Consider the following 24830-nt stretch of genomic DNA (forward strand, 5'->3'; position numbering starts at 1 on the left):
GGAACTCGACGACCGGGACAAGCGCTAACCCGACCCCGTCCGAACCGCCGGTATGGTTCGTGTCCTCTCAGACTCGGCGGTCGCACAGTGCCTCTCGCTGTCCGAACTGCTCCCCGTGGTCCGCGAGGCGTTCGTCAGGCAGGGCCGCGACGAAGTAGAGCGCCCCGAGCGGCCCCACTTCCCGGTCGGCGCGGGGCCCGACGGCTCCGATCCGGCCGGCACCGGGCTGGTGATGCCCGCGTACGTCCGCGGGGCCGACTACTACGCGACGAAACTGGTCGGGGTCCACGAGGGCAACGCCGAACGGGGCCTGCCGACGGTCAACGCCCAGATCGCGCTGACCGCGGCCGACACGGGTCTGCCGGCCGGCTACCTCGCGGGGACCCGCATCACCAACGCCCGGACGGGGTGTATCGGCGGGCTCGCGGCGGCCGAACTCGCGACCGGCCCGGTGACGCTCGGGCTCCTCGGGGCGGGCACGCAGGCTCGCTGGCAGGCCCGCGCCATCGACGCCGCGACCGACCTCGACGCGGTTCGGGTCTACTCGCCGAGCGACTCGAAACGCGAGTGTGCGGCCGACCTCGGCGACGAACTCGGCGTCCCCGCCGAGCCGGTCGACGCGCCCGAAGCCGCGGTCGCCGGCGCGAACGTCGTGGTGACCGCGACCACCGCCACCGACCCCGTCTTCGACGGCGGGGCGCTCGACCACGGGACGCTCGTCGTCGCGGTCGGGGCCTACGAGGCGGAGATGCGCGAACTCGACGCCGAGACCTTCGAGCGCGCGAGCCGACTGTTCGCCGACGTGCCCGCGGAGGTCGCGGAGATCGGCGACGCGCGCGAGGCGGGACTCGACGCCGAGGACTTCGCGCCGCTGTCTGCGGTGTTCGACGGCGATCGGGGCCGCGAGCGCGCGGACGAGATTCTGGTGGTCGAGAGCGTCGGGACTGCGGTGCTGGACGCGGCGGCCGCCGAACACGTCTTCGACGCGGCCGAGGCGCGAGACGCGGGCACCGAGGTGCCGCTGTAGCTCACTCCCCGTCGGCGCCGGCGGCGTCCGGCGTCGGCGACTCGGGCGGCGTTTCTTCGTCGTCTCCCTCGCCGATAACCGTCTCTTTCCACGTCCCGCGGGTGAACCACAGCGCGGCCACGATCGCGCCGACGACGTTGCCCAGCGCCATCCCGACCCAGATGCCGGTCGGCCCCCAGTCCGCGACGAACGCGAGGTAGTAGACCGTCGGCACCCGGCCGATCCAGAGCGCGAGCACGGAGAACGCCATCGCGGTCTTGGTGTTGCCGGCGCCCCGGTAGGCCCCGAGCATCACCTGCAGGACCGCCATGAACGTGAACTCGACCGACCGGATCCGGAGGTACTCCGAGCCGTACGCGACGGTCTGGGCGGCCGCGTCGGTGCCGGTCGCCATGAACACCGAGACGATGGGCTCGGGGACGAGCGCGGCGACGACCGCGACCACGAACATCACAGCCGCGCCGGCTTTCGCTGCGAGCCAGACCGCCCGCTCGGCCCGGTCGGTCTTCTTCGCGCCCAGATTCTGGCCGACCATCGTGTTGGTCGCCCGGCCCAGCCCCATCGCCGGCAGAAAGACCAGCGACGCGAGCCGGTTGCCCAGCCCGTAGGCCGAGACCACCGGCGGCGCGAACTGGACCACCATCGCGGTCAGGGTGATCATCGCCAGCGCGCTCATCGACTGTTCGAGCGTCGAGGGGACGCCGATCCGGACGATGTCCCAGATGTAGCCGACGTCGGGCAACAGGTACTCGAGGCGGACGTCGGGACCGGCCCGCGCGACGAACAGGATGTAGAACCCGAGCAGGCTGGCGACGCCCCGCGAGAAGATGGTCGCCAGCGCCGCGCCCTCGATCCCCATCGCCGGGAACGGCCCCCAGCCGAAGATGAGCGCCGGGTCCAACACGACGTTGAGCGCGACGCTCACGACCATCACCCGCATCGGCGTCCGGGTGTTGCCGTAGCCTCGCATCAGCGCCGAGAACACGAAGAAGCCGAACAGGAACGGCAGGCCGAGGAAGAACACCTCCATGTAGTCGGCCGCCAGCGGGATGATCTGGGCGGTCGTCTGGCCCTGGCTCGGGAGGACAGCCAGCATCGGCTCGGTCGCGACGTAGCCGATCGCGCTCAACAGGACCGCGAGGATCGTGACGAACATCAGGATCTGGCCGGCGACTTTGCCCGCCGACCCCTCGCTGTCGGCCCCGGTGTACTGAGCGACCAGAATCGAGCCCGCGGTGGTGAACCCGCCCGCGATCGAGATGAGCAGGAAGATGAGCGGGAACGCGAGGCTGATCGCCCCGACCGCGTCGGCCGACAGCCGCCCCAGCCAGAAGGTGTCGGCGATGTTGTAGGTCACCTGGAGGAGCTGGATGACAACGATCGGCCACGCCAACCGGAACATCGGTCGGACTAACCCGCCTTCGGTTATCGAGTCGTCCGGCGTCGCGGGTTCCATTGTGTTTCGAAACGAAAGGTCGTCGTTTGAACGTTGTGGGTCTCGGCCACAGCGACCGGCGTCGGTCGCCACGCGAACGGTACGGTCGCAGTACTCACGTCGCTAACAAATCAGTTTCCCATCCGCGGTACTTGTTCCCATTCGCCGCTTCGGGTTCCCGACCCGCGGTGAGTCCCCAGTCCGGTCGGAAACGAGGAAACGAGTCCAGACGACGCGCGCCGTCTCCGCGCGCCGGGATTGTCGACGGGCGGCCGATTAGAGTTCGACGAGAATCTTCACTTCCTCTCGGTCCGAGTCGAGGAGCGCCTCGAAGCCGTCCTCGACGACGCTCTCCAGTTCGATTCGACTGCTGATCAGCGCCTCCGGATCGAGGGCTCCGGAGTCGAACATGTCGAGGACCGCACCGAACTCCTCGTCCGACCGGGGACCGCCCTGGTAGGCGAGCGTCCCGGTGAGCGTCCGCTCGCCCATGACGAACTCGTTGGGCTGGAGTTCCACGCTGTCCTCGAAAATGCTGACGATCGTGACGTTCCCGCCCGAGGCGGTCGACGCGATCGCGTCTTGGACGGTCTGTTCGATCCCCGCGACTTCGAACGCGACGTCGACGCCGCCGTCGGTCCGCTCGGTGATGTACTCGACCGCGTCGGTCTCGATCGGCGAGAGCGCCTCGTCCGCGCCGACCTCGGCCGCGAGCTCGCGCCGCGAGTCCTGGGGTTCGACCGCGTAGATCGTCCCCGCCCCGGCCGCCCGGAGCACCTGAATCACCGTCAGGCCGATCGGGCCCGCGCCGTACACCGCGACCGAATCGCCGGCGTCGAAATCGCTCGTCCGGAGCGCGTGGAAGCCGACGCTGTACGGCTCGACGAGGGCGCCGTACTCGGTGGGGACCGAGCCCGGAAGCGCGACGGCCTTCTCCTCGGGGACGACGACCTCCTCGGAGAGTCCACCGCCCCCGCCGGACAGCCCGACGAACCCGCCCGACTCACAGAGGTGGTACTGGCCCGCCTCACACTGCCGGCACTCGTCGCAGTACACGATCGGATTCACCGCCACCTGATCGCCGACGGAGAGGTCGCTCACGTCGTCGCCGACCTCCGTCACTTCCCCCGCGAACTCGTGGCCCATCGGGATCGGGAGCGTCTCTCCGGTCACCGGATGTGGCTCGCCTTCGTCGGGGATGAAGATCGGACCGGCCGCGTACTCGTGGAGGTCCGAGCCACAGATCCCGCACGCCTCGACGGCGACGCGGACTTCGTCTGTGCCGGGCCCGTCGGGCCGTTCGATGTCTTCGACGCGTACGTCCTCTCGACCGTGGTAAACTGCTGCTCTCATTGCAGGTCCCGTTTGACGGCGTCGACGGATAATAGTTCATATCGGCGAGCAATCAACTTCCGGGGATTCCGTTACTGGGACCGGTCGGCGGTCGGTGGGCGAGACGCGTCCGTGACTCGCAGACTCGACCCCGTCGATCATCACACTTCGAGAATCGAACGGGCGGCATGGGATTTGAACCCATGACCTCTTGGTCCGGAACCAAGCGTTCTGTCCGCTGAACTAGCCGCCCTCACACCCAGATACTCGGTTCGCCGGTATAACGGTTATGAAATGCGCGAGTCGACCGGCGCCGTCCCGCTGGTCGGCAAGTCGACGCGTGATCGCGTTCGCGCCGCTGTGCGAGCGGCGATTCGTCCCGAACGACGAACCGGTCGCTGTCGATGTAGTGTTCCGGAAAAACGCGTGTCGGACCGCCGTCAGGCGGACTACCGCGTAATTAAAGACGCGTCAGGTTCGACGCGCGGGGGCCCTTGTCGGCCTGTTCGATGTCAAACTCTACCTCAGTTCCCTCTTCGAGGTCCGGGCCGCCGATGTCTTCCATGTGGAAGAACACGTCGTCGTCCGCGTCGTCCGTCGAGATGAAACCGTAGCCGCCTGTGTCGTTGAAGAAATCAACGTTGCCTTCTGCCATTGCAAATAGACAAATGCCCGTCGCACGGATAAGGCTTCGCAATCTGTTTTCTCGCTCGTCGATATATTGGTCAAACGTATTCGAAATGACTCCAAAACTGCGTAAATGAACACGGACAGTCAACTACTCGCCGCATCGTCCCGTCTTTCGTCGGCTTTTCGCGTGAATCCCTCCGCATCCACAGTTCTCGCTTTCGAGATAGGTCGACCGGTCGTCTTTCGGGGTTCGCTCCCGCAACAGCCCATCAGCTCCTCACTACCGCAGAGACAATTCGTCGGCGCCGGCTCCTCGCGTCGCTCGTCGCGTGGCGCCGTCAGAAGTGGGTCTGGGCGGGTTCGAACCGCCGACTTCGGCCTTGTAAAGGCCGCGTCATGACCAACTAGACCACAGACCCCGCACCCGAACACAACCGCTCGCCGGAAATAACGTTTACCTTCTCGCCCGGGCTTCGAAATCACTACCACGGCCGGGGCCCACGCCTCCCGCATGGACGAGATCGAGGCGCTCGCCGAGCAGGACGGGTGGCGGACCGAAGGGTTCGCCGCGCGCGTCCACTACGGCGGCGGCGACGACCGGTACAGTATCGAGTACTACGCGCCAAGCGACTGCGTCGTCTACTGGAAAGTCAAGGGCGACGGCGAGACCGCGGTCCCGGTCGGTCGCGACACCGTCCCCGACCCGCTTCGAGAGCGCATCCGTCGCGATCTGGCCGAGGCGGGCGTCGATCCGGCCGCCGAACAGCGGACGCTGTAGGGGTCGGGACCCCAACCACGTTACCTTTTCTCACACTATCGCCAGCCATAAGACCGCCGTTTCCGTACTGAACGGTCCGATGGGCACCCACTCGGAGCGCGTGTTTCGATTCGAAGGAAACATTTTCAAGAGCCGAACCATTCCGAAGTGACAATGACACTCCCTGACGAGGACGACGACCCCTTCGAGGAACAACGGGAGAACGCGGAGAATCCGATGAAGCGACTGTTCCTCGAATACGGGTCGGACAACAGACTCGCGTTCGCTACCGGGGTGGTCGCGAGCATCTTCGCTCGGGTCCTGAATCTGCTCCCGCCGCTCATTCTCGGCGTCGCCATCGACGCGCTGTTCGCCGACGGCGAGGGGGTCGCGTACGCGGTCGCGCTCTCGAATCAGATCCCGCTCGTCTCCGAGGGGTTCGCGACCCGGATCGCCCCCGCGGCCGCGTCCGATCAGTTCTGGTTCTCGGTCGCGATCATCGCGGGCGCGTTCGGGTTCGGCGCGGCGTTCCACTGGGCGCGCAACTGGGGGTGGAACTCGTTCGCCCAGAACATCCAACACTCGGTCCGGACCGACACCTACGACAAGATGCAGCGGCTCAACATGGACTTTTTCGCCGACAAGCAGACCGGCGAGATGATGTCGATCCTCTCGAACGACGTGAACCGGCTCGAGCGGTTCCTCAACGACGGGATGAACTCCGGGTTCCGGCTCGGCGTGATGGTCGTCGCCATCGCGGTCATCCTGTTCAGCATGAACTGGCAGCTCGCGCTGGTCGCGATGGTGCCGGTGCCGCTCATCGCGTTTTTCACCTACAAGTTCGTCGAGATCATCCAGCCCAAGTACGCCGAGGTCCGGTCGACGGTCGGCAAAGTCAACTCCCGGCTCGAGAACAACCTCGGCGGGATTCAGGTCATCAAGACCAGCAACACCGAGTCCTACGAGTCCGACCGCGTCGAGGAGGTCTCGGACGACTACTTCGGCGCCAACTGGGGGGCGATCATCACCCGGATCAAGTTCTTCCCGTCGCTCCAGATCCTCTCGGGGCTCGGGTTCGCGCTGACGTTCATCGTCGGCGGGCTCTGGGTGTTCAACGGGCAGGGACCGTGGCTGTTCACCGGCGAACTCAGCCGCGGCGAGTTCGTCGTGTTCATCCTGCTGACCCAGCGGTTCATCTGGCCGATGGCCCAGTTCGGCTCGATCATCAACATGTACCAGCGCGCGTACGCCTCCAGCGCTCGCATCTTCGGCCTGATGGACGAGCCGAGCCGCATCACTGAGGACCCAGACGCCGAGGAGCTGACCGTCGACGAGGGCGAGGTCGTCTACGACGACGTGACGTTCGGCTACGACGACGACGAGACGATCGTCGAGGACATCTCCTTCGAGGTCGACGGCGGCGAGACGCTCGCGCTGGTCGGTCCCACCGGCGCGGGCAAGTCGACGGTCCTCAAGCTTCTGTTGCGGATGTACGACGTCGACGAGGGAGCCATTCGGATCGACGGCACCGACCTCCGGGACGTAAGCCTGCCGAGCCTCCGGCAGGCCATCGGCTACGTCAGCCAGGACACCTTCATGTTCTACGGCACGGTCGCAGAGAACATCGCCTACGGCTCGTTCGGCGCCGACCACGAGGAGATCGTCGAGGCCGCCAAGGCCGCCGAGGCCCACGAGTTCATCACGAACCTCCCCGAGGGCTACGACACCGAGGTCGGCGAGCGCGGGGTCAAGCTCTCGGGCGGCCAGCGCCAGCGCATCTCCATCGCGCGCGCTGTCCTCAAAGACCCCGAGATACTCGTGCTCGACGAGGCGACCAGCGACGTCGACACCGAGACCGAGATGCTCATCCAGCGCAGTCTCGACGACCTCACCGAGGATCGAACCACGTTCTCGATCGCCCACCGGCTCTCGACGATCAAGGACGCCGACCAGATCGCCGTCCTCGAAGGCGGCCGGATCGTCGAGCGGGGCACCCACGACGATCTGCTCGACGAGGACGGCCTCTACGCCCACCTGTGGGGCGTTCAGGCCGGCGAGATCGACGAGCTCCCCGAGGAGTTCATCGAGCGAGCGGCCCGCCGGACCGCCCGCACCGACGCCACCGACGACTAACCTCGTCGGTAGCGGTTCCCGCTCTTGTCGCGCTTGAACTCGCGTTGGCGGTCTCGCTCGCGGTCCATCCGCCGCTCGTACTCCCGGAGTTCGCGCTCGCGTCCGCCCGCCCGATCCGACGCGTCGTCCTCGCGCGGGCCCCCGTACCGGCGCGTCTCTTTCTCCCGGTCGACGCCCGCCGATCGGGACTGCTCGTCGGCCGTCCGGGCGTCGGCGGGCTCGCGAAGCGGTTGGGTCCGTTTCGGCGGCGACGCGTCTCCTCGATCGCCGACTCCCGACTCGCCGGTCTGCCGTCGGGACGACTCGGCGTCGTCTCGTCGGGACTCCTCGCCGGACTCCGGTCGGTCGCCGCTCCGTCCGCCGCGTCGCTCCGAGTCTACTCGCTCGGAGTCGGACTCGTCGGTCGTCGACGCGTCCGGTTCGTTCGTCGCTCGCGGTCTCTCGGATCGCCGCTCCGGTTCGGGCTCCTGTCGCGGGGTGGACGCTCCGCCGGTCGCGGTCTGGTCGCGATCTCCGGGCTCGCCCGCGCCGGGGTCGCTCCGCTCGCCGGCGGAGCCGCTTTCGACGCGGGGTTCGGTCGCCGGCGCCGCGTTCGTCGGCGGTCGCGATCCGTACCGTCGCGGCGGCCGGTCGGACCGTGGTCGCTCGCGCGAGCCGTACCGGTGGCCGACCGGCGGTCGCGCCGCGGCCCGGCCCCGATCGGTCCGTCGCTCGGCGGGGTCGGTTCGGCGCCGCTCGCGACCGGCGTCCGCCTCGCGGCCGCCGTTCTGATACCGACCGATGGTGGCGTCCGCTCGTTCGCCCGACTCCTCGCCGTCGTCGTCGCGGTTGTCGGTAGCCATGATCCGAGAGAAACTGCGCGAGTCGGCGACTAAACCGAGCCGACCGTTCACATCGTTTTCGCGGGGGGCCGGGATTCAACGCGGCGTTACGCGGTTTCGGTCGGGACCTCGTCGGGCGCGCGGTCGAGGAACTCGACGCCGTAGGTCCCGAGCCACGACAGCACCGTCCGGACCGCCTCGGGATCGGCGACCCGGTAGCCGGCCTCGGTCGCCGGATCGTCGCCGACCTTGATCGCGACGCCGTCGTCGGCCAGCACCGCGAACGCCGCCTCGTCGGTGGTGTCGTCGCCGACGTATATCGGTAGCCACGCGGCGTCCTCGGGGACGAGTTCGTCGCGCAATCGAGCGAGCGCCTCGCCCTTGTCCCACTCGACCGCGGGCCGGAGTTCGAGCACCTCCTTGCCGGTCGTGAGTCGAAGGTCCTCGCGGGCGGCCGCAAGCGACTCGACCGTCTCGACGACGGCGGAGACCGCCGCGTCCTCGACCAGCCGGTAGTGGACCGTCGCGGTCACGCCCTTGTTCTCGACGATGACGCCCTCGACGTCGGTGAGCTCGGCGGCGACCTGCTCGCAGACCTCCGCGATGGCGGTCTCGGCCGCCTCGGCGGCGGGGTGGACGACGTACTCGTCGGTGTGGAGCTCGAGGCCGTGATTCCCGGCGTACGAGGCGCTCGGGATCGCCACCCGTTCGCGTACGTCGGCCAGTTCGCGGCCGCTGACGACCGCGACTTCCACGTCCGGGCGGTCGGCCAGCACCGCGACGACCTCGCGGGTCGCGTCGGGCAACGTCGCCGCCTCCGGGCGCCCCTCGATGGCCGCGAGCGTCCCGTCGAAGTCGAGAGCGACCAGCAGGCCGTCGCGGTCGACCAGCCCCTCGACCAGCGCGTAGAGGTGCTCGCTGATCGCCGGCGGGGTCTCGGGGGCGTCGGTCGCTTCGTCGGTCATCTGGTCGGTTCGGCCGGGGCCGACCGCCGGCCGCGCTCGATCGCGGCCGCGGTCTCGAAGGTCGATTCGAGCCACGCGTAGACGTCCTCGGCGTGGACCACCCGCTGGAGGTCGGCGATCCGAACGCGCCGCGCCCGCTCGCTCATCCCGAGGGCCTCCTCGATGGCGTCGGCGACGCTCTCGGGGTCGTGGGGGTGGACCAGAATCGACCCCTCTCCGAGTTGCTCGCTCGCGCCCGCGAGTTCGCTCAACACCAGCACGCCGGGGTCGGCGGTCTGGGCCGCGACGAACTCCTTCGCGACGAGGTTCATCCCGTCCCGGACCGGGGTGACGAGCGCGAGGTCGGCCTCCCGGTAGAGCGCCGCGAGCCCGGCCTCGGGGAGGTGTTCGGTCACCGCGACCACCGGCGTCCAGTCGTCGGTCCCGAACCGGTCGTTGACCCGATCGATGGCGTCGCCGACACGGCTCTGGAGGCGCTGGTAGTCGCCGATGTCGCCGCGGCTCTCGATGCTCTTCTGGAGGTACGTGAACTCCTCGCGCCACTCGGGGTGCTCGGCCCAGAACAGTTCGAGCGCGTCGAGGCGTTGCTCGATGCCTTTCGTGTAGTCGAGGCGCTCGACCCCGAGCGCGAACCGGTGGTCCCCGACGAGGCCGTGTTTCTCGCTGAACGACGCCCAGAAGTCGTCGCCGGCCTCGGTCTCCGAGAGTTCGGCCTGCCGGGCGGCGTCGATGCCAAGCGGGAACGACCGCACGAACGTCCGCCGGCCCCGGTGGGCGATGCTCCGATTGGCCCGGTCGACGCGGGCGTCGGTCGCGGCGTCGACGCAGTCGAGGAAGTTCCGGCAGTACTCGTCGGTGTGGAAGCCGATCAGGTCGTTGGCAAGCAGGCCGTCGAGCAACTGTTCGTACTGCGGGCAGGCGTGGAACACGTCCCACGACGGCCACGGGATGTGCCAGAAGTGCGCGAGAAAGGCGTCGGGCCGGGCGTCCCGGACCCGCCGGGGCGCGAGCGCGAGGTGGTAGTCCTGAAACCACACCACGGGGTCGCTGTCGGTCGCGCCGAGCACCGCGTCGGCGAACTCGTCGTTCGTCTCGCGGTAGGCCCGCCAGTACGACGGCTCGGGCGTCATCTTCGCGGTGTCGAGGTGACACAGCGGCCACAGCACCTGATTGCTGTACCCCCGGTAGTAGCCGTCGACCTGCTCGTCGGTGAGCCACACCCGCCGCAGGTCGTAGCTGGGGTCCTCGGGCGGGACGGCGACGACGCCGTCGGGGCCGACCGTCTCGCGGTCGGCGTCGCCGTCGCCCCACGCGACCCACGTTCCCTCGACGGCTTGCATCACCGGGTCGAGCGCCGCGGTCAGCCCGCCGGCCGGCCTGTCGACGACGACCTCCCCGTCCTCGCGGTGGTGACTGTACGGTTCGCGGTTCGATACGACGACGAGCTCGCGGTCCTCACAAAGCGTCGCGACGGTCTCGACTGCGGCCTCTGCTATCGCCCCTGTCGTGTCTGAACTCATGGAGTTTGATCCCTCGCGGCGGAGCGACCCGCCGTCGACGAGTGTACTGCAAACGCTTGCTCGGACGGCGGTATAACGTAGTCGTCCGTTCAAAACCGTTCCAAAACTGAAACGATCGGGCCGCGGGGTTACGGGGGGTCTAAGCGAGGGTAACCCCGGCTTATCGGGGAGAAACGAGCGCGTTCGGCGGCGTGATGACCTGCGGGCACCGTACGACGGGCGGGGAGGCCGACGGCCCGGGATCGCTCGGTCTCAGTCCCCGGAGGCCGCGACGTACAGGTCGTAGAGCTCCGACACCGCGAGCAGGACGCCGGGAACGACGATCAGGGCCACGATCCCGGGCCCCGACTGAGCGAACGAGATCACCCGACCGACGAACGGGATGTGGAACATGACTCGGCCCTCGACGTTCGAGGCCGGGACCAGCGCTCGGTCGGCCTCCTCGTTGGCGTCGCCTTTGGTCTTGAAGTGGCGCTCGCCGCCCTGTTCGGTCACCGCCACGACCCGGTGGGTCACCAGATTCACGTCCGCGAGTTCGTGGTCCGCGGGCGGCTCGTAGGTGATGACGTCGCCCTCCTCGATCGCGTCGGTCGCGACCCCGTCGACCACGACCACGTCGCCGGCGTGGATCGCCGGGGACATACTGCTCGAGAGGACGACGTGGCTCGCGTCCGCGCCCACGACCTGCGGGACGGCGACGACGACGAACGGGACGACGATCGCGAGCAAGACGACGAATCCAAGCGTTCGGAGGGCGCTTGCGGTGTTTATCGAGGCGACGCGCTGGCGTAGCGATTGTTCTCGGCTCATGTCTCGGTCTCAGTCGTAGTGGTAGTCTCGGTCGTCGTTCGGTTCGCGGTGGTCGATTGCGGGGTTTCGGTCGCGGTGATCGTTTCGTTCTCGGTCGTCGTGGTGGTGGTCGTTTCGTTCTCGGTCGTCGTGGTCTCGTTCGCGACTGTTGTGGGAGTGGTCGTTTCGTTCGGAGTGGCGTCGGTCGTCGTCGTCGCCGTCTCCGTGACGGTCGTCTCGTTCGTGACGGTAGTCGTCGGTGCAGTAGTCGTCTCGGCGGTCTCGCGAACTGTTTCGTTTCCGGACCCGTCGGGGGCCGTAGTGGGGGTGGGAGTGTCTTCTGTTTCGGCAACCGAACTCGAACCGAACGCTGTTGCGCTACTCGCGTCGTCGTCGCTGTTTGACTCCCCGTCCTGACACCCGCTCACGGTCAGCGTCGCTACCTTCTTGCCGTTCACGGTCCATGACGGCTTTTTCCCTGCCTTCTTCTCGCCGAGCCAACCGATCCCCCGTCCGGCCGTGAGTTCGTACTCGCCGGCGGGCAGAGTCGCCCTCGTCTTCACTTTGTGGTGGACCGTTCCCACCCAAATCACACGATCGTCTACCCTCTCGATTTGGACGATGACGTTTCCTTTTCCTTCGTTCTCTAGGGTCACCGTGTGACAGGACGTCGTCGCGACGACGTTCCGTCCGGGCGGGTCCGGCGTGGTCGTCGGTTCGAAATCGGCGGTGATCGAGACCGTCGACGACTCCTGATCGGAGAGCAGTCCGTAGGTGTACGCGCCGCTCGTGAACGCGCAGACGACGATCACGATGCCCGCCAGCGCCGCGGCCCGCGAGAGGTCGGTGTCGTTCCACGCCATTATGCGGTCCCCCCGGTCATGTCTCTCGGACGTGTGATAATATCACTTTTCCCGACTAAATCGGTCGGGGCTGTCGGCGCCCCCGCGTCCTGCAGTGCGCTCGCGTCGTCGACGACGGTTGCGTTGAAATCGAAGCTGACCGAATCGCTCTGGATCTCGTTGCCGACGTCGGCGTCGACGCGCCACTCGGCGACGAGATCGACCGTCTCCCGGGCGTCGAGACGGGTCCGGGCGCTCAACTGCTCGGGCGACTGGCTCCCGAGCGCGACGTACGACGAGTCGTCGCCCGCGAGATACGCGACGGTTTCGCCCGACTCGTCTTCGAGGCTGATTCGCACGTCGAGCGCGGCGGCCAGCTCGCCGCTCGACGGCGAGTCGTCGACGGCGCGCTCGGGTTCGGTCAGCCCGTTCTCGCGCTCCGCGATCGCCGTGATCGACGCACGGAGCACGCCCTCGTCGTCGCCGTCGTTGGTGATCGCCAGCCGGCCCTCCCCGGAGTACCCGGGAGCCACGCCGGCCACGTCGAGGACCGCCGGCGCCGCCTCGCCGTCGCCGAGTCGGACCGACGGCTCGCCGTCCGACCCGCCGAACGCGTAGACCGTCGGGGCCTCCTCGTTGATCACCCGGACGGCGTAGCCGTCGACGGTCGAGACGCGATCGAGTTCGGTGCCGTTCGCGTCGAACAACACGCCGGTGACGGAGACGAACCCCTCCCGGGAGACGTTCGCGCCGTCCTCGTCGACGTCGAATTCGCTCGCCCGGTCGCCCTCGGCGTAGACCAGTTCGGTCCCGCCCAGCGCCGCTTCGACGGCGAGACTCGACCCGTTCGGCTCGACCTCAACGCGCCGGGATTCGCGCCACTCCGAGTCTGGCGTCCAGGTCTGGACGACCAGCGCAACTCGGGTGACGTTCGCGCCCGCGGTCCAGTCGAGCGCGCCGGTGAGGTTCCCCGCGATGCGCTCGACCGCGCCGTCGTCGTTGCGTACCGTCGGCGGGTCCGACGCCGAGAGCGCGAGCGTCGCGTTCGGCGCGACGGGGTCGGGCGCCGTGGTCGTCTCCGGGGTGGTCGTCGTCGCCGTCTCGGGATCGAGCGCGGCCTCGTCGGCATCGCTCGCGTCGGTCGTCGCGGTCGACTCGGTCGCGGTGGTCGTCGCGGTCGGCTGAGTGGTCACGGTCGGGTCGGGCGGCGCCGGCGTGGTGGTCGGGGTCGCGGTCTGCTCGTCGGCGCCGTCGGTGAGCGTCCCGACGAACCCGAACCCGGCGCCAGCGACGACGACCCCGGTGATGAGTAACACGAGCGCCGTCTGCCGGACGCCCATCTTCGTCAGGCGAGCGAGGAGTTCACGGAGCACCGCGATCACCCGCGGTTGCGAACGTCACGGCTACTCGTTTCGAACGGCTGGAGGGCGTCTCTACTCGCGTATGAAGGAGTTGCATGCTGAAAATCGTGCTGTGAGACGAGAGAGTCGAGACTGTCGACCGACGGCGAGCGTTCGAACGGCCGGTGTCCGACATGACTCGATAGGTGGTTCGCGGTTAGTTCTCGGTCGCTGCGGCGCAACGGATCGGCGGCGATCGCCGGATTACTGGCTGTCCTCCTGGTTCAGGTGGAACTTTGCGTCGATGACGACCCGGTCGCTCTGGATTTCATTGCCCGCGTCCTCGGGGATCCGGTACTCCGATTCGATAGTCGCGTAGTCGCCAGCGTCGATCTGGACGTTCAGATCTCGCTCGCCGGTCGTCAGCGTCGACGCCTTGACCAGACCGTTCTTGTCGCCGATGAGATACGCCGGGTCGGGATTCGCCTCGACGATGCGAGACCGAATCCAGAGGTTCTCGGCGAGCTCGCCGCTCTGGGGGCCGCCGCTGGACTCGCCCTCCGGATCGTCTTCCTCCGGCGACGCCGCTTCCGGGTCGTTCACGCCGTTCTCCTCGTCGCGGATCGAGACGATCTCGAAGTCCAGCGAGCCGTCAACGGTTCCCTCGTTCTTTATGATCGCGGTCTCCTGGTCGTCGCTCATTCCCGGGGCGGCCTCCTCGACGTGGATCAGCTGAAACTCCCCGGCGTTGCCGACTTCGAGGTCGAGTGTGCCCGCGGCGAGGGTGTTGTCACCGCTCGTCTCCGTGTCCTGGAACAGCGCCATCGTGCCCGCACCAGCGGCTGCCGACGCCGCGCCGATCGTCGCGAGTCCGCCGAGCACCCGTCGACGGGTGCGGCCGGCGGTACCGTCAGTTTCGTCGGACACTTGCGGTCACCCGGTTACTGGGAGTCTTCCTGATTGAGTTCGGCGTCGATGTTGAAGGACACCGAGTCGCCCTGAACGGCGTTACCGACGTTCTTCGAGAGCTCGTACTCCACGATGACGTACTTCGTGCTACCGGACGGGAGGCTGACATTCGATTCCGCGTCGACCTTCGGCAGCCGGTTGACCTTGCCGGCGCTCACGAAGGTATCGTTGTTGCTTTTCTTCGAGTCGGAGCTGACGCGAACCGAAACGTCGAGCATGTCCGCGAGCGTCCGGAGCTGGCCGCGCTGAATCTCGACCATCTTGGTCGCGTGGCCGTCGAAGCTGCTGGTCCCCGCGATCGGGGGGTTGTTGTAGCCGAAGCCGGGGATGAACGGGATGGCGAGGTTCGAACCGGACGTCGAGGGGGTGTATGCTGCGAGGTTGGCCTGTCCGGTGATCGCGAACGGATCGGCGAGATCGCCGGCCGGAACCTTGACGACGAAGCGCTTGTTCCCGTTTTCGAGACGGACGTCGTAGCCGGAGGGAACCGACTCGTTCCGATTACGCGAGCCGGATGGGAGGGTGCTTGCGTCGTCGTAGCCTCCTTCGAAATTACCGTCGTTGTCGTGGTCTCGAACAGCCAGTTGGAAGTCTTCGATCCCGTCGTTATCGGAATCGAAGGCGAAGACAGCTGAGTCGCCGCTCGGATCGAGAGCGTACGGGAGATCCGCCGTGATGACAACCGGGTCGGAACTCATGTCGATCTCGACATTTGCGACGCCTCCGAGTTCCGACTGTAGCGAAACCTGATTTCCGTCGTTGTCACTCCCGTAGTGGATGGTGAAGTTCCGCTTGCTCGTCCGGCTCTGTTCCGGCTCGGGATTGGCGTCGTTCGGCGTCACATCAGAGACGTTGACGTCGAGCGAGCCGCCGAGGCTACCAGCGTTGTTGACTTTGATCGCAGTGCGACCGGAGTCGCCGGGCGCAATGTCCGACACCGAAAGGGTGGAACTGTTGTTTCCACCGATCGTCAGGTCCAGCGTCCCCGCCTGAACCGTATTATCGTTGCTCTCCTCGCTGTCACTGAACAGTGCCATCGTCCCCGCGCCCGTGGCTGCGGACGCAGCGCCGACAGTGAGAACGCCTCCGAGTACTTTACGCCGCGACAGGTCGAATCCGCTGTTGTCTTCGTCGGTCATAGTTGTCTCACGACGGGTGTCCCGTCGTCACTCACAGCTTATACGACAACCATCCCATATATTGGCTTGTTGACGGGAGTTCAGGGCGGGCCTGTAACCGTGCAAACAGTGTCAGAAAAACCGTCTTGGTCCGCATACAGGTCGTTCAAAGACTGTTTGATACGGCCGCCGTCTCCCGATTCGGTGCTCGGATCCGTTCCGGATCACGCTCTCGTTGAAACGTAGGATAAGCTTATGTGACGGTACGTTCAAATTATAAATATGTCAGCGGGTGCGAAATCGACACCGGCCTCCCAGCCGTCGGGGGCCGACTCGGGGGAGCCGTCGCGCGAGGAGATATTCGAGATCGTGAGCAACCAGCGTCGCCGACACGTCGTCCACTACCTGCACCAGCGGGACCGCCCCGTCGAACTCCGGGAGCTGTCGACCCATCTCTCGGCGTGGGAGAACGAGGAGGCGCCCGCGGAGGTCACCCACGACGAGCGCCGGCGGGTGTACACCGCGCTCCGCCAGACTCACCTCCCGAAGATGGACGAGGCCAACGTCGTCGAGTACGACGCCGACCGGAGCGTCATCGAGTCCAGCGACGGGATCGAGGACGTCGAACTCTACCTCGACGTGGTGCCCGACGCCGAGATCCCGCGCAGCGAGTACTACCTCGGGCTCGGGGCGGTGTGTGCGGCGCTCCTGACGGTCGCGTGGGTCGACATCGTCCCGTTCAACGCGCTCCCGGACATGGCGTGGGCGGGCCTGTGCATCGCGTCGGTGATCGTCTCGGCCGCGGTCGACACCTACTACGAGCGCAAGCGCCGGCTCGGTAGTGCCGGGTCGCCGCCCGACGTCCCGGAGATCGAGTCGGCCGACGAGACCGAATCGCGGTCATGAGCCAGCAGTTACCGCCGGATCACCCGCTCTCGCTCGCCGCCGCCCCGACGACCCAGCGGGAGTTCGTCTGGCTGTGGATCGTCGCGACGACCGGCTACGGCGTCGGCGACGTGGTCACGACGATCGCGCTCGTGAACTACCACCCCGCGGTCACCGAGGGGAACCCGCTGCTCGCGCGCACGATGGAAGCGCTCGGGCTCGGCGGGCTCGTGGCCGCGAAGCTGGTGGTGTTCGGGCTCTGTTTCGGGCTCAGCTACTACGCGATCCGGGTGTGGCGCGACCGGGTCATGTACTACTTCGCGCCCCTCGTCTTGCTGGTGTTCGGGGTGTTTTTCACCGTCTACAACGTCCGGCTGATGCTCGGCTGACGCGTCGATCGGCGACCGAGCCGAACGGACGCGAGCCCCGCCGACCGAGGGGCGATCACGTCCGCCGGGGCGTCCGTCCGCTCGGAGCCAAGCGACCCTATCCGGTCGTCGTCTCGGCGCCGACGGTCGTCTCGTCGCCGTCCGCCCCGCGAACGACGACCTCCTCGATGGTGTCTTGGTCCCACATGAAGTGGACGAACGGCTGAGTCTCGCCGCTCGGGAGCTCGAACGCGGTCGGGACCGGACTCGTCTGAGGACCCTCCGGCGTCCCCTTGATCGGCGGCATGAACAGGTGCGTGTGATGGGGCCGGCCGAGGTAGCGCTCGTCTTCGGCCAGCGGGAGCTCCTCGTCGAGCGCCAGCGCGTAGCTGTCCGCCTTCCGGACGTTCTCGGATGTCATGAAGTGCATGACTCGTCCCTCGTCGACGACCTCGCCGTTGATCCGGAGCGCCCCCAGCCCCCACAGCGCCGCGTAATTGAACATACGTGGCATTAACGGCGTGCCCGTTCCGGTGATCCCGTGGAGCCACGTTCCGGTCACCACGCCGCCTCCCGTCTCCCACGGCGGGAACGGCGGCTTGATGACGTGGTCGAGCACGGCCTCGTACTCGTTTCCGGCCGGGTCCCCAAAGCGGGCGGTCACCGCCGCGGTGTCGCGGGTGTCGCCGGGCCCGCCCGGGGTGTCCCACGGCTGGCGGTCACTGTAGGTCAGGTCGAGTTCGCCCTCGGTGGGTTCGGCCGAATCGCTGTACCCGGTCAGGACGTCGGCGATCGTGTACGCCGATTCGTCCTCGTTCGTGCGTCGCTGTTCGAGCGGGAGCCCCACCTGAAACGTCTGTTCCTCCAGGACTGCTTTCACCGGTCCCTCCGCGACATCGACCCAGTGGCGGCCGGTCATCCGGGGGTTGTCGGGCGTCCCGAAGACGTACTCGCTCAACGCTCGCCGCCCGGGGAGCACCCAGTGGGCGGTGTTGCCCGGCGCCTGCGTGACCCGGACGTCGATGCCCGGCCACCCCGTCTCCCCGTCGGCGTCCTGTTCGAACCGGATCGGCACGTCGCCGAGGCCGTCGACGCCGAGTGCGCCGACGCCCGCGAGCGCGCCCAGTTGCAGAAACTCCCGTCTGTCGTGTGTCATTCTCTCCACCGAAGGTATCCACCACTCCGCCCCGAATAAGGGCTTGGCGGTTGTGCGCCCGACCCGCGAAACCGCCCCTAGAACTCGTCCAGCCCGACGTTCTCGCCCTGATACGAGCCGTCGTAGGTGCCGTCGTGGTCGGCTTCGGCGAGCACCAACTGGGCGATGCGCGCGCCGGTCTCGATCTCGATGTCGCGGTGGACTTCGAGCAGTCCCTCGCCTTTCCCCTCGTAGCCGGCGTCCCAGACCGCGGTGTTCAGCATACAGGAGTTACGAAGGAGCGACGACCGCGGGTAGATGTAACCGACGTGACCCTCGGGGATCCGGACGGTCTCGGCGTACTGAACGACGTACCCGCCGGGCGTCAGGTAGTAGCTCTCGGGGGCGTCGTCTGCGACCTGCTCGGTTTCGAGTCGCTGTCGGGCCCCGATCTCCTTGCCCTCCCGGCCGATCCGGCCGGGTTCGCGCTGCTCGTACACCGCCGCCAGCGTGAGGTCGACGCCGTTTGGCTGGACCTGTTCGGCCGTCGTCTCCGAGACGTGTTCGGCCACGTAGGAACCGCTCTCGAACATACGCGAGTGGAATTCTCGGCGGCGTATATCGGTGCCGGAGTCCGATCGGTGTGTCAGAGGCCGACGGTTCGCGTAACAATTACCGGCCGACGTGCGGATTTACGACTGTCCGAATGAACAGAAACACGCGGGATTTATACCCGAGGAGAGTCGATATTCGTGCGTTATGGGACAAACGCTAACGGAGAAAATACTCGAAGACCACCTCGTCGACGGTGAACTCGAAACCGGCGAGGAGATCGGAATCGAGATCGACCAGGTACTGACACAGGACACCACGGGCACCCTCGTGTGGCTCCAGTTCGAGGCGCTCGGCCTCGAAGAGGTCCAGACGGAGCTGGCGGCCCAGTACTGTGACCACCAGACCTACCAGTTCGACTTCAAGAACACCGACGACCACCGGTTCCTCCGGTCGGCGGCCGGAACCTACGGCGCGCACTTCTCGCGACCGGGCAACGGCATCTGTCACAACGTCCACAAGGAGAACTTCGCCGCGCCCGGCAAGACGATGCTCGGGTCCGACTCCCACACCCCGACGCCCGGCGGCCTCGGCGAGCTCGCGATCGGCTCGGGCGGCCTCGACGTGACCGTCGCGATGGGCGGGGGCCCCTACTACATCGAGATGCCCGAGGTCGTCAACGTCCGACTCGAAGGCGAGCTCCCCGAGTGGGCGACCGCCAAGGACGTCATCCTCGAGATGCTCCGGCGCCTCAGCGTGAAGGGCGGCGTCGGCAAGATCTTCGAGTACACGGGCCCGGGCGTCGAGAGCCTCTCGGTCCCCGAGCGGACGACCATCACCAACATGGGCACCGAGCTCGGCGCCACCTCGTCGATCTTCCCGACCGACGAGAACACCAAAGACTACCTCGAACGGCTCGGCCGCGGCGAGGACTACGTCGAGGTTGGCCCCGACGAGGACGCCGAGTACGACGACGAGATCGTTCTCGACCTGAGCGACCTCGAACCGCTCATCGCCAAGCCGTCGATGCCCGACAACGTCGTGCCGGTCAGCGAGGTCGCGGGCACCGAGGTCGACCAGACCATCATCGGCTCGTGTACCAACGGCGCCTACGAGGACATCCTCCCGGCCGCCAAGATGCTGGAGGGCCGCGAGATCAACCGGACGACCGAGATGATCGTCGCGCCCGGTAGCAAGCAGGCCTCCGAGATGCTCGCCCGTCAGGGCTGGGTCGCCGAGATGATGGCGGCCGGCGTCAACTTCTCCGAGGCCACCTGCGGGGCGTGTATCGGCATCGGTCACGTCCCGGCCAGCGACTCCGTCTCGCTCCGGACGTTCAACCGCAACTTCGAGGGTCGCTCGGGCATCGAGGACGACAACGTCTACCTCTGTTCGCCGGAGGTCGCCACCGCGGCGGCCATCAAGGGCGAGATCGTCGACCCGCGGGACCTCGCCGACGAACTCGGCGACCTCGAGGACCCCGGCTTCGAGCTCCCCGACGAGTATCTCGGTAGCAACGTCGACCTCATCAGCCCCGACGAGGCGCCCGACGACGAGCTCATCAAGGGCCCGAACATCGGCGACGTCCCGCTCAAAGACGAGCTCGACGCCCACCTCGAAGGCGAGGCCCTCCTGAAGATGGAGGACAACATCACGACCGACCACATCATCCCGGCGACCTCCGACATCCTGAAGTTCCGGTCGAACATCCCGAAGCTCTCGGAGTTCACCCTCTCGCGGGTCGACGACACGTTCGCCGACCGCGCGCTGGAGGCCGACGGCGGCTTCCTCGTCGCCGGCGAGAACTACGGACAGGGTAGCTCCCGCGAGCACGCGGCGCTGTGCCCGATGTACCTCGGCGTGGAGGGCGTGCTGGCCCAGAGCTTCGCCCGGATCCACAAGGCGAACCTCTTCAACTTCGGCCTCATCCCGCTCACCATCGACGAGGAGACCTACGCGAAGATCGAGCAGGGCGACGACGTCGAGATCGTCGACGACGTGGCCGAGGCGGTCCGCTCCGGTCAGGAGGAGTTCACCGTCCGCATCAACGACGACTGGGAGGCGACGGCTCACCTCGACGCCTCCGAGCGCGAACGCGAGATTCTCGCCGACGGTGGCAAGCTCTCGCACACGAAAAAGCAGGCCGAGTCCGGCGGCGACTCGCCCGCGCCCGCGGACGACTGAGCCGATAGCCACACTGCGTTTTTTCTTTCGTCGCGCTCGGAGCGACTGGTGTCGCGAGCGCCGCCGCTCGGAGATCACAATTGGAGCGCTTCAGACCCTCGAATAGCGACGCCGGCGAAACGTTTTTATCGCTGGACGGTGAATTATTACACGAAAGAGAAAAAGAATATAAATCGGTGTCTTTTTCTATCATTTCCGCGTAGCTACTGTTCCCGCGCTCGAACCCGCCGACGCGGACGCTCAGAACCGTGACTCGAAGCGAGCGCTCGACGACGCGGCCCGACCCCGAACCGACCTGTAAACCGCGACACCGAACCCATATATGCCAGACCAACCCACACCGGACGCCGCCGACGTACCGATAGACTCCGACCCCGACGCGCTCCGCGCCCGCGAGGGCGTCGACGTCCGCGAGGAGACCAGAGTCCACGACGACCGCGACCACTGCGCGGCCGACGGCGAGGGCCGGGTCGCGGTCGGAGTCACCGACGAGGCGGGGGCCGTCCTCGCGATCGTGCTGGACGACGGCTCGCGCGCGATGCTACCGAACGGGACGGCCGAGCCCGGCGACGACTGGGCCGCCGCCGGCCGCGAGCGCGTCGAGCACCTGACCGACCTCCGGGTCGAGATCGACGGCCCCGAACGCGTGCGGCGGGTCGAACACGTCGTCGAGGGGAGCCCAGACCCCCACGCCACGAGCTACGAGGTCGTTTTCGCGGCCTCGCCCGCCGACCCCCCGGACGAGCGCCGAGTCTCGGACGGCTGTGACTGGCGCGCCGAGTGGCTCGACGAACTCCCGGACGCCGTCGAGGACGGTCCCGCCGCCGAGGACGTTCGGCTGTTCGCGGACTGAGTCGGCCCTTTTTGAAACCTATTTCATCGCTTTGCCCGTTCGCGAGTCCGTCTCCGGGGCGACGGTGAACGTTGCTGGCCCGCGAGCGACGAGCGAAGTCGTTCGAAAGGCATCGCCTTTCGTGATGACGAGAGAGATTCGCTCTCTCGGACCACGAGGAGCGAGCGGGCCAAGCGAGGACCGCCGGAAGAGCGAAGCTCTTCCGAGCCCACGTTCGCTTCGCTCACGGGGACGATGGGACGAGCGCAGGCTTTTCATCAACGTTTTGCAAGCGAGCGCCGCTCGGGGCGCGAGCACAGCAAAAGGTTGTGGGGGAGAGTTCGGGAGCTTGCACCTCCGGCCGGAGAGTGCGTTCGATTCTACCGTTCGGCCTCACTAAAAAATTACGAGTGTCCACCGGGCATGACACTCTTAAGGGTCGGGCGCAAACCACCGGACGTGACAACCGCTGGCGTGGGTGACGAAACCGACGTGCAGGTCCGCCAGGCCGTGCAGGCAGACCTGCTCGCGGTGTTGCGAATCGAGCGCAAGTCGTTCCCCCAGCCGTGGCCGTTCTCGGCGTTCGAGCGCTACCTCGGCGAACCCGGCTTTCTGGTGGCGGTCGACGACGCCCGGGACGACGAGAGCGTCGTGGGGTTCGTGGTCGCCGACCTCGTGCCGAACCACGGCCGGCCGCTCGGCCACGTCAAGGACATCGCGGTCCACCCCGACTGTCGCGGGCGGGGGCTCGGCAGGACGTTGCTCGCCCGCGCGCTCGCCGTCCTGGGCGAGCACGGCGCGCACACGGTGAAACTCGAAGTCCGGGAGAGCAACGACGTCGCCCGGTCGCTGTACGAGGAGTTCGGCTTCGAACACCTCCGGAGGTTGCCGCGGTACTACGACGACGGCGAGGACGCGCTGATTCTGGTCGTCGAGGTCGACGAGTAGCGTTCGCGAGCGTGGCGCTTTTGCGGGCCCGGAACGTACCCCGGCCCATGGGACACGCCTGCCCGGTCTGCGAGACGCCCCATCCCGACCCCGAGCACCTCGCCAACCACCTCGCGTTCACCGCGATGCTCGGCGACGAGGCCCACGAGGCGTGGCTCGACGAGCACGCTCCGGGGTGGCACGAGCAGGGCGAGGACGAACTCGCCGAACGCGTCGCCGAGTACGGCGGCGAGGTCGGCTTCCCGCAGGTCTTCGACGACACGACCCACGACCACGATCACGGCGACGAACCCCGCGCGGGCGACCTCTTCGAGGACGAACTCGAACGCGCCAACGGCCGCGGCCGCGGATCGGCGGCCGGCGGCACCGGCGCGGGCGCGCTCGACGGCGAGGCCCAACAGATCCTCCGGGAGGCCCAGGAGATGACCGAACAGTTGCTCGACGAGGGCGACGAGAGCGACGGTGGGAGCGTCGAGGACGACGGCGCGGACGAAAGCGAGTAGTTCCCCGGGTCCGAACGCCCGCGCATGGAGACTCACGGGTTTCTCGCACCCGAGACCGAAGCTGCGGCCCGCGACCGCTACGAGGCGGTCGGGCCGGCGGCCCAGACCGTCGTCAAGGAGACCGCCAAGGCGATGGCGTTCGACCGCGAGGAGTACGACGAGCGCGTGACCGGCGAGGTGATCGAGACCGCCCGCGACGCGCTGTTCGCGTCGCTGCTGGCGGTCCACACCGGCGACCGCGAGGAGTACGAGTCGTGGCTCGCCGACCGCGACCGAGAGGTGACCGAGCGGGGAAGCGAACACGTCTCGCGGGTCGCGTGGCACGACGCCCTCGGCGAGACGGTCGTCGCCGCCACCTACGAGACCGAGACCGACGCGGCGGTGGCGACCCTCCGGCGACAGGCCTACGGGAGCGTCTACCGGGAGCGACTGGCGGCTCCGGAGTAACGCTTTTTCTCCGGCGGGACGAAGTATCGAGTATGACCGAAATAGCAGTGCGGAAACTCGGCGTGCTGGGCGTGCTCGGCGTGTTGGGCGTCTGGACGGGCGAGCCTGCGCTGTTCGGTCTGTTCGCGCTGTTCGCGCTGTTCGGGTCCGACCGGACGATCGAACTCCCGACCGCCGGGAGCTAAGGCTCCGGTCCGCTCGGCGCCTCCCGCACCTCGTCGGTGCAGGCGGCGTACTCGTCGCGGGGGGCGTTGCACTGCCCGTCGCACGGGTGGTCGACCAGCGCCCTGAGCCGGTCGATCGCCTCGGGCGACAGCTCCTGTCCGAACGCGCGCGGGTCGTCGTCGAACGCCGCCGGATCGAGCCCGAGGTCGTCTTCGAGGAAGTTCTCGGCCACACACCGCCGCCAGAGGAACTCCCGTGCGGTCGCCTCGCCAGCGTCGGTGAGCGCGACCCCCTCGTACTTCTCGTAGTCGGCGAGCCCGCGCTCGTCGAGCCCGCGGAGCATCTCCGTGACGCTCGCGGCGCTCACGTCGAGCTCCGTGGCGAGCTCGCCGGTGCCCGCCCGGCGGTCCGACCGCGCGGTGAGCAGGTGGACGTGGCTCAGGTACCGCCCCACGCTCTCGGAGACGTCGCTCATCGTTTTCTGACTCGCCGCGAACGATAATAAGCCTACTCCCGACGGTGTGGGGCCGGCGCCCGACGGCCGGCGATGGTCATGCTTTACCCGGCGGGAGCCGACCGACCTCACATGGGAGACGACTGGCGCGTCATCGAGTCGGTCGCGGAGTACGAGACCGGCTGGTACACCGGCGGCTACGATCTGGTCGAACAGCCCGACGGCTCGACGAAGCAGTACTACTGGGCCGAACTGCCGCCCGCGGTGGTCGTCCTCGCGGTGACCGACGACCGCGTCGTCTTCGTCGAGCAGTACCGGCCGACGATCGCCGAGACGTGTCTGGAGTGTCCGGCCGGCATCGTCGAGGACGGCGAGTCGTACACGACCGCCGGCGCCCGGGAACTCCGCGAGGAGACCGGCTTCGACCCCGCGGGCGTCAGCCTGCTGGAGGACTTTTACTGTTCGACGGGCGTCCTCCGCCACGAGCGGGGGATCGTCTTCGCGGAGGGACTGGCGCCGGTCGAGCAGGACCTCGACGACAACGAGTTCCTCTCGGTCCGATCGATACCGGTCGCGGAGGCGCTCGACGCCGCCCGCGAGGCCCCCGCCAACGACGCCACCATCGAGGCGCTGTTGCTCGCCGAAGCCGAGGGACTCCTCTGAGCCGGGGCGGGGCCGA

26 protein-coding genes and 2 tRNA genes are annotated in these 24830 nt (G+C 67.6%); 12 read left to right on the forward strand and 16 right to left on the reverse strand.

Annotated elements, in window-relative coordinates:
• The first annotated feature begins 52 nt into the window (after positions 1–52).
• Positions 53–1027: an ornithine cyclodeaminase family protein gene (locus tag EPY72_RS08325; protein WP_135806115.1), complete on the forward strand. Its 975-nt coding sequence runs from the start codon at positions 53–55 to the stop codon at positions 1025–1027.
• 1 nt (position 1028) lies between these two features.
• Here EPY72_RS08325 and EPY72_RS08330 read toward each other — a convergent pair whose 3' ends face one another.
• From EPY72_RS08330 to EPY72_RS08350, 5 genes are all read right to left on the reverse strand, one after another.
• Complete coding sequence (locus tag EPY72_RS08330) at positions 1029–2483, reverse strand: MATE family efflux transporter (RefSeq protein WP_303645956.1); 1455 nt, start codon at positions 2481–2483, stop codon at positions 1029–1031.
• 255 nt (positions 2484–2738) lie between these two features.
• Complete coding sequence (locus EPY72_RS08335) at positions 2739–3815, reverse strand: 2,3-butanediol dehydrogenase (protein ID WP_135806116.1); 1077 nt, start codon at positions 3813–3815, stop codon at positions 2739–2741.
• 159 nt (positions 3816–3974) lie between these two features.
• A tRNA-Arg gene (locus EPY72_RS08340) sits at positions 3975–4047 on the reverse strand.
• Between the two features lie 207 nt (positions 4048–4254).
• Entirely contained in the window at positions 4255–4449 is a 195-nt protein-coding gene (locus EPY72_RS08345) for a cold-shock protein (RefSeq protein WP_134668753.1), read from the reverse strand.
• Positions 4450–4769: 320 nt separating this feature from the next.
• Positions 4770–4843, reverse strand: a tRNA-Val gene (locus EPY72_RS08350).
• Positions 4844–4935: 92 nt separating this feature from the next.
• Here EPY72_RS08350 and EPY72_RS08355 point away from each other — a divergent pair.
• Positions 4936–5202: a DUF7538 family protein gene (locus tag EPY72_RS08355; RefSeq protein WP_134668755.1), complete on the forward strand. Its 267-nt coding sequence runs from the start codon at positions 4936–4938 to the stop codon at positions 5200–5202.
• A gap of 153 nt (positions 5203–5355) precedes the next feature.
• The gene (locus tag EPY72_RS08360; RefSeq protein WP_135806117.1) at positions 5356–7314 is read left to right on the forward strand and encodes an ABC transporter ATP-binding protein; all 1959 of its coding nucleotides are present in this window, start codon (positions 5356–5358) and stop codon (positions 7312–7314) included.
• On the opposite strand, the gene EPY72_RS08365 is transcribed toward EPY72_RS08360, so the two are convergent.
• The 8 genes from EPY72_RS08365 to EPY72_RS08400 form a co-directional block, all read right to left on the reverse strand.
• A complete protein-coding gene (locus EPY72_RS08365) occupies positions 7311–8156 on the reverse strand; it encodes a hypothetical protein (protein ID WP_135806118.1) in 846 nt (281 codons plus the stop codon). The two genes, EPY72_RS08360 and EPY72_RS08365, sit on opposite strands and share 4 nt — an antisense overlap.
• 86 nt (positions 8157–8242) lie before the next feature.
• Positions 8243–9100, reverse strand: a complete 858-nt coding sequence (gene otsB, locus EPY72_RS08370; protein ID WP_135806230.1) for a trehalose-phosphatase — start codon at positions 9098–9100, stop codon at positions 8243–8245.
• Entirely contained in the window at positions 9097–10620 is a 1524-nt protein-coding gene (locus EPY72_RS08375) for an alpha,alpha-trehalose-phosphate synthase (UDP-forming) (RefSeq protein WP_135806119.1), read from the reverse strand. The genes otsB and EPY72_RS08375 overlap by 4 nt, the downstream gene beginning before the upstream one ends.
• Positions 10621–10872: 252 nt before the next feature.
• Positions 10873–11430 (reverse strand): signal peptidase I, encoded by a 558-nt coding sequence (locus EPY72_RS08380; protein ID WP_135806120.1) that lies wholly within the window; start codon positions 11428–11430, stop codon positions 10873–10875.
• Positions 11427–12272: a hypothetical protein gene (locus EPY72_RS19335; protein ID WP_168216015.1), complete on the reverse strand. Its 846-nt coding sequence runs from the start codon at positions 12270–12272 to the stop codon at positions 11427–11429. The genes EPY72_RS08380 and EPY72_RS19335 overlap by 4 nt, the downstream gene beginning before the upstream one ends.
• Complete coding sequence (locus tag EPY72_RS08390) at positions 12272–13624, reverse strand: hypothetical protein (RefSeq protein ID WP_135806121.1); 1353 nt, start codon at positions 13622–13624, stop codon at positions 12272–12274. Before EPY72_RS08390 ends, EPY72_RS19335 begins: the two co-directional genes overlap by 1 nt.
• Positions 13625–13855: 231 nt before the next feature.
• Complete coding sequence (locus EPY72_RS08395; protein ID WP_135806122.1) at positions 13856–14518, reverse strand: TasA family protein; 663 nt, start codon at positions 14516–14518, stop codon at positions 13856–13858.
• A 14-nt stretch (positions 14519–14532) separates the two neighbouring features.
• Positions 14533–15699, reverse strand: a complete 1167-nt coding sequence (locus EPY72_RS08400; protein ID WP_135806123.1) for a TasA family protein — start codon at positions 15697–15699, stop codon at positions 14533–14535.
• Positions 15700–15960: 261 nt separating this feature from the next.
• Between EPY72_RS08400 and EPY72_RS08405 the strand changes: the two genes are divergently transcribed.
• Positions 15961–16584, forward strand: coding sequence for a DUF7344 domain-containing protein (locus EPY72_RS08405; protein WP_135806124.1), 624 nt, complete (start codon positions 15961–15963; stop codon positions 16582–16584).
• Positions 16581–16952: a DUF5658 family protein gene (locus tag EPY72_RS08410; RefSeq protein WP_134668771.1), complete on the forward strand. Its 372-nt coding sequence runs from the start codon at positions 16581–16583 to the stop codon at positions 16950–16952. Before EPY72_RS08405 ends, EPY72_RS08410 begins: the two co-directional genes overlap by 4 nt.
• Positions 16953–17049: 97 nt before the next feature.
• On the opposite strand, the gene EPY72_RS08415 is transcribed toward EPY72_RS08410, so the two are convergent.
• The gene (locus tag EPY72_RS08415; protein ID WP_135806125.1) at positions 17050–18087 is read right to left on the reverse strand and encodes a hypothetical protein; all 1038 of its coding nucleotides are present in this window, start codon (positions 18085–18087) and stop codon (positions 17050–17052) included.
• A 77-nt stretch (positions 18088–18164) separates the two neighbouring features.
• Positions 18165–18659 (reverse strand): deoxyuridine 5'-triphosphate nucleotidohydrolase, encoded by a 495-nt coding sequence (locus EPY72_RS08420; protein WP_134668775.1) that lies wholly within the window; start codon positions 18657–18659, stop codon positions 18165–18167.
• 166 nt (positions 18660–18825) lie between these two features.
• Here EPY72_RS08420 and EPY72_RS08425 point away from each other — a divergent pair, with 166 nt between their 5' ends.
• The 6 genes from EPY72_RS08425 to EPY72_RS19340 all read left to right on the forward strand — a co-directional run bounded on the left by EPY72_RS08425 (position 18826) and on the right by EPY72_RS19340 (position 23717).
• Positions 18826–20802 carry an aconitate hydratase gene (locus tag EPY72_RS08425; RefSeq protein ID WP_134668776.1) on the forward strand — a complete coding sequence of 659 codons (1977 nt, stop codon included), beginning with the start codon at positions 18826–18828 and terminating at the stop codon, positions 20800–20802.
• Between the two features lie 322 nt (positions 20803–21124).
• Positions 21125–21655, forward strand: coding sequence for a hypothetical protein (locus EPY72_RS08430; protein WP_134668778.1), 531 nt, complete (start codon positions 21125–21127; stop codon positions 21653–21655).
• A 438-nt stretch (positions 21656–22093) separates the two neighbouring features.
• On the forward strand, positions 22094–22582 hold the full coding sequence (gene rimI, locus EPY72_RS08435) for a ribosomal protein S18-alanine N-acetyltransferase (RefSeq protein WP_244605545.1): 489 nt from the start codon (positions 22094–22096) through the stop codon (positions 22580–22582).
• A gap of 47 nt (positions 22583–22629) precedes the next feature.
• Entirely contained in the window at positions 22630–23085 is a 456-nt protein-coding gene (locus tag EPY72_RS08440) for a DUF5810 domain-containing protein (protein WP_135806126.1), read from the forward strand.
• 24 nt (positions 23086–23109) lie between these two features.
• Positions 23110–23532 carry a DUF5809 family protein gene (locus tag EPY72_RS08445; protein WP_135806127.1) on the forward strand — a complete coding sequence of 141 codons (423 nt, stop codon included), beginning with the start codon at positions 23110–23112 and terminating at the stop codon, positions 23530–23532.
• 32 nt (positions 23533–23564) lie between these two features.
• Positions 23565–23717 carry a hypothetical protein gene (locus tag EPY72_RS19340; RefSeq protein ID WP_167599391.1) on the forward strand — a complete coding sequence of 51 codons (153 nt, stop codon included), beginning with the start codon at positions 23565–23567 and terminating at the stop codon, positions 23715–23717.
• On the opposite strand, the gene EPY72_RS08450 is transcribed toward EPY72_RS19340, so the two are convergent.
• Positions 23714–24172 (reverse strand): metal-dependent transcriptional regulator, encoded by a 459-nt coding sequence (locus EPY72_RS08450; protein ID WP_135806128.1) that lies wholly within the window; start codon positions 24170–24172, stop codon positions 23714–23716. The genes EPY72_RS19340 and EPY72_RS08450 overlap by 4 nt on opposite strands.
• Before the next feature lie 111 nt (positions 24173–24283).
• Between EPY72_RS08450 and EPY72_RS08455 the strand changes: the two genes are divergently transcribed.
• Positions 24284–24814, forward strand: coding sequence for an NUDIX hydrolase (locus EPY72_RS08455; protein ID WP_134668788.1), 531 nt, complete (start codon positions 24284–24286; stop codon positions 24812–24814).
• The last annotated feature ends 16 nt before the right edge of the window (positions 24815–24830 follow it).

Origin of the sequence: Halorussus marinus (assembly GCF_004765795.1) — an archaeon.
Classification (GTDB): domain Archaea; phylum Halobacteriota; class Halobacteria; order Halobacteriales; family Haladaptataceae; genus Halorussus; species Halorussus marinus.